Raw genomic sequence first — 14,263 nt, 5'->3', positions numbered from 1 at the left:
AGCGGGGAACGAAGTGATCGGTCTTTGGGACACCACCGGCAACGAGGTCGTGAAGGCGCTGGCCGCGGAGCGGCGCAGCGCCGGCGGCGTGGCCTCCGGCCTGGCACTCACGCTGGTCTCGGTGGTCGAGGAGAAGAAGGTACGTGAGGCGGAGGCGGCGGCCACCATCGCCGCGGCCGCCCACCCCTGCCGGCTGCTGATCGTGGTCCGTTCCGATCTGGAGGGCCGCAGCCGGCTGGACGCCGAGATCGTGGTCGGCGGTCGCCTCGGCCCCGCCGAGGCGGTCGTCATGCGGATGTACGGCCGGCTGGCCCTGCACGCCGAGTCGGTCGTGATGCCGCTGCTCGCCCCGGACGTCCCGGTGGTCACCTGGTGGCACGAGGAGCCGCCGAACATGATCGCCAACGACTTCCTCGGCGTGGTGGCCGACCGGCGCATCACCGACAGCGCGCAGGCGCCCGACCCGGTGGCCGCGCTGCGCCAGCGGGCACACGACTACGCGCCCGGTGACACCGACCTGACCTGGACCCGGATCACGCTGTGGCGCACGCTGGTCGCCGGCGCCTTCGACAGCACCGAGGCGCAGGTCATCGGCGCCCGGATCGTGGCGCCCGACCGGGACCCGACGGCCTGGCTGATGCTGGGCTGGCTCAAGTCCCGCCTCGGCATCGAGCCGGTGCTGGAACACACCGACCGGTCCCCGCGGATGCGCTCGGTCGAGCTGCAGTGCGCCAACGGCGACTGCGTGCGGGTCACCCGCGAGGAGGGCACGGCGCTGTTCAGCCGGACCGGCCAGGAGGACCGCTACATGCCGCTGCCGAAGCGGCCGGTCGGTGACGAGCTCGCCGAGGAGCTGCGCCGGCTCGACGCCGACCAGATCTACGCCGAGGCGCTCGGCGCCATGGCCGGGGTGCCCGACCTGGAACACCGGCCGCCGATGCGCGTGCACGTCTGGAAGGACCCGGCGCTGGCCGCCCGTGCCGCCAGCACCGCCGCCTGACAGCCCGAGATCGACAGGGCCGCTCGCCGCACCGCGGTGGGCGGCCCTTCTTAAGGAGAGAACCCTGTGAGTGAGACCGTGGTCGTGGTGGTTCCGGACGCCGACATCCTGGCGTCCACGGTGGCGGCACGGCTCGCCATCACAATCATCGACGCGCAGGCGGCGCACGGTTCGGCGAGCGTGGTCCTGACCGGCGGCCGGGTCGCCGCGAAGGTGCTGCGCGCGGTCCGCGACCTGCCGGCCTCCGCCGCGATCGACTGGTCCCGGGTGGACCTGTGGTGGGGTGACGAGCGGTTCCTGCCGGCCGGCGACCCGGACCGCAACGAGACCCAGGCCCGCGAGGCCCTGCTGGACTCGCTGCCGCTGGACCCGGCCCGGGTGCACGCGATGCCGGCCTCCGACGGCCCGGACGGCGAGGACGCCGTGGCGGCCGCCGCCCGCTACGCGGACGAGCTGGGCGCCTCGCTGCCCCGTTTCGACGTGCTGATGCTCGGCGTGGGCGAGGACGGGCACGTGGCGTCACTCTTCCCGGAGCACCCGGTGCTGCAGGAGACCGGTACGACGGCGGCCGTGCACGACAGCCCGAAGCCGCCGCCGACCCGGATCACGCTGACCCTGTCGACGATCCAGAGCGCCGAGGAGGTGTGGCTGATCGCGGCCGGGCCGGACAAGGCCGCCCCGATCGGCGTGGCTCTGGAGGGCGGGGGGCCCAAGCACCTGCCGGCGGCCAGTGCGACCGGCGTACGCAAGACGTTGTGGCTGCTGGACCAGGCTGCCGCCGCGCAGGTGCCCACCCAGCGTTGAGACCTGACCGGCGGGGATGCCCGGCATCCCCGCCGGCTCAGCCGGCCGGGGGCACCGCGAGCGGGCTGCGCTCGGGAGTGACCGTCACGGCGGGCGCGGAAACCGTCGGCGGCGACACCGGCGGCGCGGAACCCGATGGCGTGGGACCCGGCGGCCCGGAACCCGATGGCGTGGGACCCGGCGGCCCGGGAACCGAAGGTGCGGGCATCGGCGGTGACGTGGCGGGCCGCGGCTCGCCGGAACCGTCCGTCGTCGGCTCCGGGGTCGGCGGCGACGGGGCGACGCTGGTCTGCGGGGGCCCGCCCGGCAGCACCGGCTCGGGCGACTCCGCCGACGGCCCCGCCGCGATCACGATCAGCACGGCTGCCGCCACCGCGCCGGCCGGCACCGGCAGCCACCGCCACCACCGCCGCGAGCGCCGGGGAACGGCCAGGGTCGGCGGGACCCCGACGCCCAGCCGCTCCGGGGTGATCTGCTCGGCCCGCGCGGTGAGGGCGCTGCGCAGCCGCTGTTCGACGTCGATCATCGCTCCCCCAGGTGGTCGCGGAGGATGGACAGCGCCCGGTGCGCCGTCGACTTCACCGTGCCGCGGGTGACCCGCATCGCGTCGGCGATCTCCTGCTCGGAGAGCTCCGACCAGTAGCGCAGCACCAGCACCTGGCGCTGCCGGTCGGTCAGCCGGCGCAGGCCGAGCAGCACCTCCCGGTCGTTCTCCCCCATGCCGAGCAGCGCCTCGTCCTCCGCGGCGGGCACCGTGCCGGGCGGCGGCGGGCTGTAGGCACGCGCCGTCCGGCGCCGCCGCAGCGCCGACCGGGCCGCGTTGGTCACCCCGGTCACCAGATATGCGTGCGGGTCGGTCACGCCCCGCAGATCCGCACCGTGCCGCCGGTAGAGCGCGGCGAACACGTCCTGCACGATGTCCTCGGCCGTGGGCAGGTCGTCGACCATCAGCACCGCCAGGCGCACCAGGCTGAGCCGCCGGCTGTGGTACAGCTCGTTGATCGCGGGCGGGCCGGGCGGTGCGGTGGTGGCCCGGGTGGGCTGCGACACCTCGGTCAGGGACCGTCGCAGCCACCTGAGCAGCGGCGGGAACGGCAGAACGTGGATCACAGGCGGATCTCCGGGGTCGGTCGGAGGATGAAGGCTACCGGCGGGGGCGGGATCAGCGGCCCGGCCGGGAGACGGTCGGGGACGGGCGCGGGGTGCTGTCGACGGCCGGCGGCGCGGTGGGCGGCGCGGCCTCCGGCGTGGGCGGCGCGGCCTCCGGCGTCTCCGCCTCCTCGGTGATCGCCGGCGACGGCTCCGGCGTTCCCGGCTCCGTGGTGGCCGGGAGCGGCTCCGTGGTGGCCGGGACCGGCTCCGGCGTCGCGGTGGTGGTGGCCGGCACCGGCTCCGGTGTCGCGGTGGCCGGTGCCGGCTCCGGCGCCGCGTCATCGGCGAAGGCGACGGCCGACACCCCACCGCCGGCGAGCACGGCCGCCAGACCGGCGGCGATGGCCAGACCCCGGGTCGAGAAACGCATCAAGACTCCCTGCGCAGATCGGTGAACGCTTACGCAGGAGTAGACGCGCGACCCGCCGGAAGGTTGGCGGCTCCGAAGTGACCCACGCCACAGATCTAGACTGGCGGCCGTGCAGCCGACGATCCGCGCCTACCGGCCGACCGACCTCGACGCGATCTATGACATCTGTGTGCGCACCGGTGACGCCGGCGGCGACGCCCGGGGCCGGCACAGCTCCGACCGCCTGCTCGGCGACATCTGGGCGGTGCCCTACGTGACCTACGAGCCGCAGCACGCCCACGTCCTCGACGACGGCACGGGCACCCCGGTCGGTTACGTGCTCGGCACGTCCGACACCGCCGCGTTCGTGAAGTGGTACCGCGCCGAGTGGCTGCCCGCGACCGAGGGCCGTTACCCGGACGGCGACCCGCGCGACGAGGTGATGCTCGGCCTGCACCGTGACCCGGAGCGGATGCTGCTGCCCGAGCTGGCCGACTACCCGGCACACCTGCACATCGACCTGCTGCCGGAGTGGCAGGGCCGCGGGCAGGGCCGGGGTCTGATGGCCGCCTTCCTGGGCGGGCTGCGCGCGGCCGGCGTGCCCCGCGTGCACCTGGGGATGGCGCCGCAGAACCACGGCGCCTACGCCTTCTACCAGCGGCTCGGCTTCCGGGACCTGACGGTCCCGGACGCCGGCGCGCTCTATCTGGGCCGGGACACCAGCCCGCTGTGACTCATTCGCCGCGGCGGCGGCGCACCTTGGCGAGCGCCTCGGCGAGGATCGCCGCGGCGTCCTCCTCGGAGCGCCGCTCCTTCACATAGGCCAGATGCGACTTGTACGGCTCGGTCCGCAACCGCCCGGGCGGGTTGGACCGGTCGAGCCCGGCCGGCTGCCCGCATCGGGGGCAGTCCCAGGTGTCCGGCGCCGCGGCCTCGGCCGCGAACCAGATCTGGCTGTCGTGACCGGCCGCGCAGAAGTAGGTGATCTGCCGGCGCGGTGCGGGTTCGCTGCGCTCGTCAGGACGCATCGGGCTGGAGCCGACACGACTACCGCGGATAGCGCTGCCACTGGACACGGACGTCACTCCTGTCTCGAGGGGCCTCAATACCGTCCGGGCGCTCGGCAATGGGGGCTGGAACCGGACGGCAAGGACAAAAAACCGCGCGGCCGGAAAAACCGGCCGCGCGGCAGATTGTACGACTACGGGCGAGGGGTCAGGAACCCACCGCAAGTTTGAGCCAGAAGCCAAGCCCGACAATGCAGGCGAACCAGATGATGCCCACCAGAACGGTGTAGCGATCCAGGTTCTTCTCCGCCACCGAGGAACCGGCCAGGCTGGAGGTCACGCCGCCGCCGAACATGCTGGACATGCCGCCGCCCTTACCCCGGTGCAGCAGGATCAGCAGCGTCAGCAGGATGCTGGTGATGATCAGCAACACGATCAACGTGTAAGCGAACTCGATCGGCATGGTCGGGTTCATTCCTCTCAGGGGACAGGCAGCCGTCCCACAATAGCCGGTGCCCGGCCGCACGGGGCGACCGGGCACACGGGGTGAAACTCAACGTGCGACGTGCTCCGGGAAACGCACGATGGAGGCGAACTCCTCGGCGTCCAGGCTCGCACCGCCGACCAGGGCGCCGTCCACGTCCGGCTGGGCCATGATCGAGGCGATGTTCGCCGCCTTGACCGAGCCGCCGTACTGGATGCGGACCGCCTCGGCCACCTCGGCGCCGAACTTCTCGACCAGCCGGGCCCGGATCGCGCCGCAGACCTCCTGGGCGTCGTCCGGCGTCGCGGTCTTGCCGGTGCCGATCGCCCACACCGGCTCGTACGCGATGACGATCTGCTTGATCTGGTCTTCCTTGAGCCCGTCGAGGCCCGCGTCGACCTGCGCCGTGCAGTGGCCGACGTGCGCCGACTCCTCGCGGACCGGCAGGCCCTCGCCGACGCAGAAGATCGGGGTCAGGCCGGCCGCGAAGGCCGCCTTGATCTTCGCGTTGATGAGCTCGTCGCTCTCGTTGTGGTACTCACGGCGCTCGGAGTGACCGATCACCACGTAGGTGCAGCCCAGCTTCGCCAGCATCGAGCCGGCGATCTCCCCGGTGTACGCGCCGCCGGCGTGCTGGGAGATGTCCTGGGCGCCGTAGGCGATGGCCAGCTTGTCGCCGTCGACCGCGGTCTGCACGGTGCGCAGGTCGGTGAACGGCGGCAGCACGACCGTCTCCACGGCCTCCAGCTGCTCCGCGGTCAGGCTCGCGGCCAGCTTCTGGACCAGCAGATTCGCCTCGAAGTGGTTGAGGTTCATCTTCCAGTTGCCGGCAATGATCGGCTTACGGGTCGTCATCACTTCTCCAGTGCGGCGACGCCCGGCAGCGTCTTGCCTTCGAGGTACTCCAGGGACGCGCCCCCGCCGGTGGAGATGTGCCCGAACGCGTTCTCGTCCAGGCCGAGCGTGCGCACGGCCGCCGCGGAGTCACCGCCGCCGACGACCGAGAAGCCGTCGATCTTGGTGATCGCCTCGGCGACGCCGCGGGTGCCCGTGGCGAACGGCGCCAGCTCGAAGACGCCCATCGGGCCGTTCCAGAACACGGTCTTCGCCCCGGCGATCGCCTCGGCGAACAGCGCGGTGGACTTCGGACCGATGTCCAGGCCGAGCCGATCCCCGGGAATGTCGGAAATGTCGACTACGGCGTGATCAGCGTCCGCGGAGAACTCGGTCGCCGCCACCACGTCGACCGGCAGCACGATCCGGCCCTCGGCCTTGGCGAGCAGCTCCTGGCAAACGGAGATCATCTCGGCCTCGAGCAGCGACTTACCCACCTCGTGGCCCTGGGCCTTGAGGAAGGTGAAGCACATGCCACCGCCGACCAGGAGCTTGTCCACCTTGGGCAGCAGCGCCTGGATGACGGCGAGCTTGTCCGACACCTTCGAACCGCCGAGCACCACCACATAGGGCTGCTCGGGCGACTCCGACACGCGCTTGAGGACCTCGACCTCCTTGAGGACGAGTCCACCGGCGTAGTGCGGCAGGCGGGCGGCCACGTCGTACACCGAGGCGTGCTTGCGGTGCACCGCGCCGAACGCGTCGTCGACGTAGAAGTCGGCGAACGCGGCCAGCTCATCGGCGAACGCGCCCCGCTCGGCGTCGTCCTTGGAGGTCTCGCCCTTGTTGAACCGCAGGTTCTCCAGCAGCAGCACCTGGCCGTCCTGGAGGGACTCGACGGTCTGGCGAGCCTCCGGGCCGACGGTGTCCTCAGCGAAGACCACCGACGAGCCCAGCAGCTCGGCCAGCCGCGTGGCGACCGGGCGCAGGGTGTACTTCGGGTCCGGCGCGCCCTTCGGGCGGCCCAGGTGCGACATGACGATGACGCGGGCGCCCGCGTCACGCAGCGCGATCAGGGTCGGCAGAACCGCGCGGGCGCGGCCGTCATCGCTGATCACGCCCGGGTTTGCCTTGTCGAACGGGACGTTCAGGTCGGCGCGCACGAGCACGCGCCGACCCGAGACACCCTCGCCGAGCAGGTCGTCGAGAGTCTTCATCGTGTAGATCAGGCCCCGACGAGCTTGACCAGGTCGACGAGGCGGTTCGAGTAGCCCCACTCGTTGTCGTACCAGCCGACGACCTTGACCTGGTTGCCGATCACCTTGGTGAGGCCGGCGTCGAAGATACAGGAGGCCGGGTCGGTGACGATGTCGGCCGACACGATGTCGTCCTCGGTGTAGACCAGGATGCCCTTGAGCGGGCCCTCGGCGGCGGCCTTGATCGCGGCGTTGACCTCCTCGACCGACGTGTCGCGAGCGGCGGTGAAGGTGAGGTCGGTGGCCGAGCCGGTGGGGATCGGCACCCGCAGCGCGTAGCCGTCCAGCTTGCCCTTCAGCTCCGGCAGCACCAGGCTGACGGCCTTCGCGGCGCCGGTCGAGGTCGGCACGATGTTCAGGGCGGCGGCGCGGGCGCGGCGCAGGTCCTTGTGCGGGCCGTCCTGCAGGTTCTGGTCCTGGGTGTACGCGTGGATCGTGGTCATCAGACCCTTCTCGATCCCGATGCTGTCGTTCAGGACCTTCGCCATCGGGGCGAGGCAGTTCGTGGTGCAGGACGCGTTCGAGATGATCGTGTGCTGCGCACCGTCGTACAGGTTGTCGTTGACACCCATGACGATGGTGATGTCCTCGTTCTTGGCCGGAGCCGAGATGATGACCTTCTTGGCGCCCTTGTCGATGTGCGCCTTGGCCTTGGTGGCGTCGGTGAAGAAGCCGGTCGACTCGATGACGACGTCGGCGCCCAGGTCGCCCCACGGGAGGTTGTTCGGGTCGCGCTCGGCGAACGCCTTGAAGGTGTTGCCACCGACGGTGATCTCGTCGGCGGTCGCCTTCACCTCGTGGCCGAGACGGCCCAGGATGCTGTCGTACTTCAGCAGGTGAGCCAGCGTGGCGTTGTCGGTCAGGTCGTTCACGCCGACGATCTGGATGTCGGCCCCGGAAGCGAGAACCGCCCGGAAGAAGTTACGACCGATACGGCCGAAGCCGTTGATGCCAACCCGGATGGTCACAGGTGGTCTCCTCGTTTCGGTCCGCCGGATTCTGCGACCGGCGGAGGGGTCTGCATGCCAGCCGTGTGGGAGGCAGGCACAAGGGCGCCCGGCCGCCGCGCCCGAGGGAGCGAGAGCGCCGCAGCACTGGCTGGCGGCGTCACAGCGGGGGTTCGGCCGAACTGCCGGCACCGTCGCCGTCACCAGTGACCCTATCCGAGACCACGCACCCGTGAAGCAGCGGGGCCGCGACCTGAACGTTATCTAAACCGGATCACCACGGCAGCGCCGGAGCCACGTTCAGCCTCGTCGATCCGCCTCCGGCGGATAAGGGCCGAAGGTCACCCGCCGGCCGGGCATCGGGTCCCTCTCACAGCCGCAGACGTACGCGGGACGCCGGCGCCCGTGACAGTGATCACCCACGTGGGTGATCAGCAGGCCATCATCTCCGGGGTGACCGCCGCCTCGGTGTCCGGGATGCCGAGGTCCCGGGCCCGCTTGTCGGCCAGGGCCAGCAGCCGCCGGATCCGCCCGGCGATCGCGTCCTTGGTCAGCGGCGGGTCGGCCAGGGCGCCCAGCTCCTCCAGGGACGCCTGCCGGTGCTCCAGCCGCAGCCGGCCGGCCGAGGTGAGGTGGTTCGGCGCCTCGTCGGCGAGGATCTCCAGCGCGCGGGTGACCCGGGCCGCGGCGGCGACCGCCGCGCGGGCGGACCGGCGCAGGTTGGCGTCGTCGAAGTTGGCCAGCCGGTTGGCGGTGGCCCGGACCTCACGGCGGACCCGGCGCTCCTCCCAGGCCAGCACGCTGGAGTGCGCGCCGATCCGGGTGAGCAGCGCGGCGATCGCGTCGCCGTCCTTGATCACGACGCGGTCGACGCCGCGGACCTCCCGCTCCTTGGCAGTGATCCCGATCCGGCGTGCGGCCCCGCGCAGCGCCAGAGCCGCCTCCGGACCCGGGCAGGTGATCTCCAGGGCGCTGGAGCGGCCCGGCTCGGTGAGCGACCCGTGCGCCATGAACGCGCCCCGCCAGGCCGCCACCGAGCAGCAGACGTTGCCGTTCACCACGTGCTGCGGCAGGCCGCGGACCGGGCGGCCGCGCACGTCCAGCAGGCCGGTCTGGCGGGCCAGCACCTCGCCGTCCTTGACGATGCGCACGATGTAGTGGCTGCCCTTGCGCAGCCCGCCGGAGGCGAGGACGTGCACCTCGCTCGGGTAGCCGTAGACGTCCGCGATCTCGCGCCGCAGCCGCCGGGCGACCGCGCCGGTGTCCAGTTCCGCCTCCACGACCACCCGGCCGGAGACGATGTGCAACCCGCCGGCGAAGCGCAGCAGCGCCGCCATCTCGGCCCGGCGGCAGCAGGGCTTGGGCACGTCGACCCGGCTCAGCTCGTCCTTGACCGCTGCCGTCATCGCCATTACGTCACCTCATGCGCCGGATCTTGAACAAACTGTGCCGTACTACGCCAGTGCCTAACGATCGGCGCCCAATACTGGCACCAGTGCGACACCCAATGACTGAGGATCATGCCGTGGGCTGCCATCCGCAACGGCGACGGGTGCCAACACCAGCTCCGCGCCGAGCTCCCGCGCGGCGGCCCGGACCGGTTCCGGTTCCCCGGCCCATTTCGCGTCGGCCAGGACCGTGTCGACCCGCAACTGCGGCAGGTACGACCGCAGCGCGGCCAGATGGTCGGCGGCGGACAACCCAGCCGTCTCCTTGTCCGCGCTCAGGTTGAGCGTCACCAGCCGCCGGGCCGGGCTCGCCACGATGGCCGCGGCCAGCTCGGGGACCAGCAGGTGCGGCAGGACACTCGTGTACCAGCTGCCCGGTCCGAAGATCAGCCAGTCGGCGCTGCGGACCGCCTCGATCGCCTCCGGGCAGGCCGGCGGGTCCTCCGGCACCAGGCGCAGCGCCTCGACCCGGCCGTCGGCCACCGCCACCGAGTGCTGCCCGCGCACCGTGACCGGGGTGCCGTCGGCGACCACCATGTCCGCCTCGATGCCGACCGCGTGCAGCGCCATCGGCAGCACCCGGCCCTGCGCGCCGACCATCTCGGCCGCGTGGTCCAGGGCCAGCACCGGGTCGCCGAGCATCTCGATCAGGCCGAGCAGCAGCAGGTTGCCGACCGTGTGCCCGGCCAGGGTGTCCTTGCTGCGGTCGGCCCGCCGCTCCAGGCGCGGGCCGCGGGTGAGCACCCGGTCGATCGGATAGGTGCCGTTGATCTCGGCGCCCGCCTGAGCCGGCACCGTGCGGCGGGCCGCCTCCGGATCCGGCATCGCCGCGAACCGGTGCTGCATCAGGCTGGCCGTGCGCAGCGCGGTGGGGTGGTCGGCGGCCAGCGCGGCGAGCGCCTGCCGCAGGTCGCCCGGGGGCAGCAGGGCGTCCCGCTCGACCCGCAGGCGGCCGCTGGAGCCACCGTCGTCGCCGACCGTGACGATCGCGGTGATCTCCAGCTCCAGGTCGCGGGTGCAGTGCCGCAGGGCACGCAGCGAGGCGCTCAGCCCGTGGCCGCCGCCGAAGGCGACGACCCGGACCGGGCGGCCGTCGCCGCCGCCCGCCGTCACTCGCGCCCCAGGTCGCGGTGCGAGGTGTGCGCGGACAGGCGCATCCCGCTCAGCCGCGAGGTCAGCTCCTCGGCGATCGCGACGCTGCGGTGCTTGCCACCGGTGCAGCCGATGGCGACGGTCAGGTAACGCTTGCCCTCCCGCTCGAAGCCGGGCGCGGTCGCCGCGATCAGCCCCGCGTAGGTCCCGACGAAGTCGGTCGCGCCCTCCTGGCCGAGCACGTAGCTGCTCACGCCCTCCTCCAGGCCGGTGTGCTCGCGCAGCTCCGGCACCCAGAACGGGTTCGGCAGGAACCGGGCGTCCAGCACGTAGTCGGCGTCGGGGGGCAGACCGTACTTGAAGCCGAAGGAGAGCACGGTGATCCGCAGCCGCCGCGAGTCCTCCCCGCCGAACAGCTCCTCGACCCGGCGCCGCAGCTGGTTCACGTTCAGGTGGCTGGTGTCGATGATCACATCGGCCTGGTCGCGGGCCTCCTCGAGCAGCTTGCGCTCGGCGGCGATGCCGTCGGCCAGCCGGCCGTCACCCTGCAGCGGGTGTGAGCGCCGCACCGACTCGAAGCGCCGGATCAGCACCTCGTCGTCCGCGTCCACGAAGACCACGCGCGGCGAGAAACCGCGCTCCTTGAGCTCGCGCACCGCCCCGGCCAGGTCCGTGGAGAAGGCCCGGCTGCGCACGTCGAGCACCATCGCGGTCCGGCGGGCCGCGCCGCCGGCGGCGAAGGCCAGCTCGGCCATCTCCAGCATCAGCGCCTGCGGCAGGTTGTCCACCACGTAGAACCCGACGTTCTCCAGGGCGCGCGCCACCGTGCTGCGCCCACCGCCGGACAGACCGGTCACCACCACCAGATCGGTACCGGCCTCGTCCGGCTCGACCACCTCGTTCGAGTCGAGGTCCGGCATCGCTTCCGTCACGCACGCCTCCCGCGTCGCTTCGCCCGCGTCGCGCGGGCGGACACAACATCCTAGGCCGACGGGGACCCCGCCGGCCGCCGGACAGCCTGTCCGCTACCGGTCCGGGTCAACCTGCCCGCCGCCGGTATCAACGCCGCGGGCACCCGTCTGGCTTCCCCGCGCCCGGCTGCGCGCGATGGGGCGCCCGGCGCCGCCGGCCGGGACCGTCGTGGCCTCGGCGCTCTCCTCCGCCGTGGCGTTGCCGGCCGCCGGCTGGTTCAGCGCGGCCAGCACCGTCTCGGCGGTGCGCCGGCCGATGCCGGGCACCTCGGTGATCTCCTCGGGGGTGGCCGCGGCGAGCCGCTTGAGCGAGCCGAAGTGCCGCAGCAGCGCCTTGCGCCGGACCTCGCCCAGGCCGGCGATGTCGTCGAGCGCGGAGGCCGTCATCCGTTTCGACCGGCGCTGCCGGTGGAAGGTGATCGCGAACCGGTGTGCCTCGTCGCGCACCCGCTGCAGCAGGTAGAGCGCCTCCGAGGTGCGCGGCAGGATGACCGGGAAGTCGTCGCCGGGCACCCACACCTCCTCCAGCCGCTTGGCCAGGCCGCAGAGCGCCACGTCGGTGATGCCCAGGTCGGAGAAGACCGCGGCGACCGCGTTGACCTGGGGCAGGCCGCCGTCGACCACGACCAGCTGGGGAGGGTAGGCGAACCGGCGTGGCTTGCCGGTCAGCGGGTCCACCCCCGGCAGCTCGGCCGTGGCGGGCTCCAGACCGTGCAGCTTGGCGTCGGCCGCCTCGTCCGCGACGTCGGACTCCGGAAGGTCGCGGGGAGCGTCAGCGCCCTCCTGGGCCTTGAACCGGGCGAACCGCCGCCGCAGCACCTCGCTCATGGCCGAGAGGTCGTCGGTCGCGCCCCGCACGGCGAAACGACGGTACTCACCCTTGCGGGCCAGGCCGTCCTCGAAGACGACCATCGAGGCGACCACGTCGGTGCCCTGGATCTGCGACACGTCGAAACACTCGATGCGCAGCGGCACGGTGTCCATGCCGAGCGCGTCGGCGATCTCCTCCAGGGCCTTGTTGCGGGTGGTGAGGTCACCGGCACGGCGCAGCTTGTGCCGCTGCAGCGACTCGGCGGCGTTGCGGGCGACGGTCTCCATCAGCGCCTTCTTGTCGCCGCGCTGCGGCACCCGCAGGCTGGCCCGGCTGCCGCGGTGCTGGGTGAGCCAGTCGGCGAGGGCGTCGGCGTCGTCCGGCAGGGCCGGCACGAGCAGCTCGCGGGGGACGTCGCCCTCGCCCTGCAACCCGCCATACATCTGGGTGCAGAAGTGGTGCACCAGGTCACCGGTGGTCAGGTCCTCCACCTTCTCCACCACCCAGCCGCGCTGGCCGCGGACCCGCCCGTCGCGGACGTGGAAGACCTGCACCGCCGCCTCCAGCGGGTCCTCGGCGAAGGCCACCACGTCGGCGTCGGTGCCGTCGCCGAGCACGACGGTCTGTTTCTCCATCGCCCGGCGCAGCGCGGCGATGTCGTCACGCAGCCGGGCCGCCCGCTCGAACTCCAGCTCCTCGGAGGCCTGCAGCATGTCCCGCTCGAGCCGCTTGACGAACGCGTCGGTGCGCCCGGCCATGAAGTCGCAGAAGTCGTCGACGATCGCCCGGTGCTGCTCGGCGCTAACCTGGCCGACGCACGGCGCGGAGCACTTGCCGATGTAACCCAGCAGGCAGGGACGGCCGATCTGGCCGTGCCGCTTGAACACGCCGGCCGAGCAGGTGCGGGCCGGGAAGACGCGCAGCAGCAGGTCGAGGGTCTCGCGGATGGCCCAGGCGTGCGAATAGGGACCGAAATAGCGCACGCCCTTGCGCTTGGCGCCGCGCATCACCTGCAGCCGGGGGAACTCCTCGTCGAGGGTGACGGCCAAGAACGGGTACGACTTGTCGTCACGGTATTTGACGTTGAAGCGGGGATCGAACTCCTTGATCCAGGAGAACTCCAGCTGGAGCGCCTCGACCTCGGTGCCCACCGTGACCCAGTCCACACTGCCCGCGGTGGTGACCATCTGTTGTGTCCGCGCGTGCAGCGACCAGACGTCGGCGAAGTAGGAGTTGAGCCGGTTGCGCAGGCTCTTCGCCTTGCCGACATAGATCACCCGGCCGGCCGGATCACGGAAGCGGTAGACACCGGGAGCGTCCGGAATGGTACCGGGAGCAGGGCGATAGGTGGACGGGTCTGGCACAACTCCAACACTAGTGCCTGGGACTGACAGAATTGCCCGACCGGAGGTCCGGTGCCGCCGCCACGGCGCCGGACCTCCGGCCTGCGAGACGCGACCCGATCAGGCCGCGACCACGTTGTCGCCGTCCAGCGAGACCTTGGTCTCGGGCAGCGGCTGGGTGGCCGGGCCGGCCGTCGGCTGACCGTCCTTGATGGAGAAGGCGCTGTTGTGGCAGCGGCAGAGGATCGATCCGTCGTTGATCTCGGTGACGTCGCAGCCCTGGTGCGTGCAGACCTTGCTGAACGCCTTGAAGCTGCCCTTCTCCGGCTGGGTGATCACGTAGTCGCCCTTGATCACGCCGCCGCCGACGGCGACCTCGGAGGCCGCCACCAGCACGGTGCCGGCGTTGCCGCCGGCGGAGTCGGCCTGCGCCCCGGTGCTGCCGGCCGGGACCGGGTTGCTGTCGAAGTCCGTGCCGTTCGGGTTGCTGCCGGGTCCGCCGTTGTCGGTGCCGCACGCCGTCAAGACGGCGCCGGCGCCGAGCGCGCCGGCGCTCAGCAGGACGACGCGCCGTGTCGAGGTGGTGCCCGCCGGCTCCGCCGGGTTGTCGGCGTCGGCCCTCGTCTGCACGTCAGTCATGTGTCGCCCTCCAGTACCTGGTTTCTGCTCCGAAGTCACGCGGAGTCGCCACTAGGTACGCAACCACCACCGCGATCAGTTCACGCATCAGTCGGGATTCTCCGCCACAGGGGCGGCGGCTTCTCC

At 72.2% G+C, this 14,263-nt stretch carries 16 protein-coding genes; 3 read left to right on the top strand and 13 right to left on the bottom strand.

Annotated features, from left to right (window positions below):
* Positions 1–13 precede the first annotated feature (13 nt).
* Both AB0F81_RS13500 and pgl read left to right on the top strand, forming a co-directional pair.
* On the top strand, positions 14–1,000 hold the full coding sequence (locus AB0F81_RS13500) for a glucose-6-phosphate dehydrogenase assembly protein OpcA (protein ID WP_360195838.1): 987 nt from the start codon (positions 14–16) through the stop codon (positions 998–1,000).
* Positions 1,001–1,066: 66 nt separating this feature from the next.
* Positions 1,067–1,804 (top strand): 6-phosphogluconolactonase, encoded by a 738-nt coding sequence (gene pgl, locus AB0F81_RS13495; protein ID WP_360195836.1) that lies wholly within the window; start codon positions 1,067–1,069, stop codon positions 1,802–1,804.
* Between the two features lie 37 nt (positions 1,805–1,841).
* Here the strand turns inward: pgl and AB0F81_RS13490 are convergent, their stop codons facing one another.
* Genes AB0F81_RS13490 through AB0F81_RS13480 form a run of 3 tightly spaced genes read right to left on the bottom strand, consistent with a single transcriptional unit; the run spans position 1,842 to position 3,326 of the window.
* The gene (locus tag AB0F81_RS13490; RefSeq protein ID WP_360195833.1) at positions 1,842–2,330 is read right to left on the bottom strand and encodes a hypothetical protein; all 489 of its coding nucleotides are present in this window, start codon (positions 2,328–2,330) and stop codon (positions 1,842–1,844) included.
* Positions 2,327–2,914: a sigma-70 family RNA polymerase sigma factor gene (locus AB0F81_RS13485; RefSeq protein WP_360195830.1), complete on the bottom strand. Its 588-nt coding sequence runs from the start codon at positions 2,912–2,914 to the stop codon at positions 2,327–2,329. The genes AB0F81_RS13490 and AB0F81_RS13485 overlap by 4 nt, the downstream gene beginning before the upstream one ends.
* Positions 2,915–2,966: 52 nt before the next feature.
* Positions 2,967–3,326 carry a hypothetical protein gene (locus AB0F81_RS13480; protein WP_360195828.1) on the bottom strand — a complete coding sequence of 120 codons (360 nt, stop codon included), beginning with the start codon at positions 3,324–3,326 and terminating at the stop codon, positions 2,967–2,969.
* A 109-nt stretch (positions 3,327–3,435) separates the two neighbouring features.
* Here AB0F81_RS13480 and AB0F81_RS13475 point away from each other — a divergent pair, with 109 nt between their 5' ends.
* Positions 3,436–4,038, top strand: coding sequence for a GNAT family N-acetyltransferase (locus tag AB0F81_RS13475; protein WP_360195825.1), 603 nt, complete (start codon positions 3,436–3,438; stop codon positions 4,036–4,038).
* 1 nt (position 4,039) lies between these two features.
* On the opposite strand, the gene AB0F81_RS13470 is transcribed toward AB0F81_RS13475, so the two are convergent.
* From AB0F81_RS13470 to AB0F81_RS13425, 10 genes are all read right to left on the bottom strand, one after another.
* A complete protein-coding gene (locus AB0F81_RS13470; protein ID WP_360195822.1) occupies positions 4,040–4,381 on the bottom strand; it encodes an RNA polymerase-binding protein RbpA in 342 nt (113 codons plus the stop codon).
* A 139-nt stretch (positions 4,382–4,520) separates the two neighbouring features.
* On the bottom strand, positions 4,521–4,775 hold the full coding sequence (secG, locus tag AB0F81_RS13465; protein WP_328467304.1) for a preprotein translocase subunit SecG: 255 nt from the start codon (positions 4,773–4,775) through the stop codon (positions 4,521–4,523).
* A gap of 90 nt (positions 4,776–4,865) precedes the next feature.
* The gene (gene tpiA, locus AB0F81_RS13460) at positions 4,866–5,651 is read right to left on the bottom strand and encodes a triose-phosphate isomerase (RefSeq protein WP_360195820.1); all 786 of its coding nucleotides are present in this window, start codon (positions 5,649–5,651) and stop codon (positions 4,866–4,868) included.
* Entirely contained in the window at positions 5,651–6,847 is a 1,197-nt protein-coding gene (locus AB0F81_RS13455) for a phosphoglycerate kinase (protein ID WP_360195817.1), read from the bottom strand. Before AB0F81_RS13455 ends, tpiA begins: the two co-directional genes overlap by 1 nt.
* Before the next feature lie 8 nt (positions 6,848–6,855).
* Positions 6,856–7,854 (bottom strand): type I glyceraldehyde-3-phosphate dehydrogenase, encoded by a 999-nt coding sequence (gene gap, locus AB0F81_RS13450; protein WP_360195814.1) that lies wholly within the window; start codon positions 7,852–7,854, stop codon positions 6,856–6,858.
* 410 nt (positions 7,855–8,264) lie between these two features.
* Positions 8,265–9,245, bottom strand: coding sequence for a DNA-binding protein WhiA (gene whiA / locus AB0F81_RS13445; RefSeq protein ID WP_360195812.1), 981 nt, complete (start codon positions 9,243–9,245; stop codon positions 8,265–8,267).
* A gap of 54 nt (positions 9,246–9,299) precedes the next feature.
* Positions 9,300–10,394, bottom strand: a complete 1,095-nt coding sequence (locus AB0F81_RS13440; RefSeq protein ID WP_360195809.1) for a 2-phospho-L-lactate transferase CofD family protein — start codon at positions 10,392–10,394, stop codon at positions 9,300–9,302.
* A complete protein-coding gene (rapZ, locus tag AB0F81_RS13435) occupies positions 10,391–11,293 on the bottom strand; it encodes an RNase adapter RapZ (protein WP_360195878.1) in 903 nt (300 codons plus the stop codon). The genes AB0F81_RS13440 and rapZ overlap by 4 nt, the downstream gene beginning before the upstream one ends.
* Before the next feature lie 105 nt (positions 11,294–11,398).
* Complete coding sequence (uvrC, locus tag AB0F81_RS13430) at positions 11,399–13,519, bottom strand: excinuclease ABC subunit UvrC (RefSeq protein ID WP_360195806.1); 2,121 nt, start codon at positions 13,517–13,519, stop codon at positions 11,399–11,401.
* Positions 13,520–13,618: 99 nt separating this feature from the next.
* Complete coding sequence (locus tag AB0F81_RS13425) at positions 13,619–14,137, bottom strand: Rieske (2Fe-2S) protein (protein ID WP_360195802.1); 519 nt, start codon at positions 14,135–14,137, stop codon at positions 13,619–13,621.
* Between the last annotated feature and the right edge of the window lie 126 nt (positions 14,138–14,263).

Source organism: Actinoplanes sp. NPDC024001 (assembly GCF_040638955.1).
In the GTDB taxonomy this organism is placed as follows: domain Bacteria; phylum Actinomycetota; class Actinomycetes; order Mycobacteriales; family Micromonosporaceae; genus Actinoplanes.
This window is presented reverse-complemented; position numbering and strand designations above follow the sequence as displayed.

Excerpts from the sequence above, each read along its gene's own strand:
- AB0F81_RS13490 (WP_360195833.1), bottom strand. The coding sequence starts at position 2,330 with ATGATCGACGTCGAACAGCGGCTGCGCAGCGCCCTCACCGCGCGGGCC.
- AB0F81_RS13480 (WP_360195828.1), bottom strand. The coding sequence starts at position 3,326 with ATGCGTTTCTCGACCCGGGGTCTGGCCATCGCCGCCGGTCTGGCGGCC.
- secG (WP_328467304.1), bottom strand. The coding sequence starts at position 4,775 with ATGCCGATCGAGTTCGCTTACACGTTGATCGTGTTGCTGATCATCACC.
- tpiA (WP_360195820.1), bottom strand. The coding sequence starts at position 5,651 with ATGACGACCCGTAAGCCGATCATTGCCGGCAACTGGAAGATGAACCTC.
- AB0F81_RS13455 (WP_360195817.1), bottom strand. The coding sequence starts at position 6,847 with ATGAAGACTCTCGACGACCTGCTCGGCGAGGGTGTCTCGGGTCGGCGC.
- whiA (WP_360195812.1), bottom strand. The coding sequence starts at position 9,245 with ATGGCGATGACGGCAGCGGTCAAGGACGAGCTGAGCCGGGTCGACGTG.
- rapZ (WP_360195878.1), bottom strand. The coding sequence starts at position 11,293 with ATGCCGGACCTCGACTCGAACGAGGTGGTCGAGCCGGACGAGGCCGGT.
- AB0F81_RS13425 (WP_360195802.1), bottom strand. The coding sequence starts at position 14,137 with ATGACTGACGTGCAGACGAGGGCCGACGCCGACAACCCGGCGGAGCCG.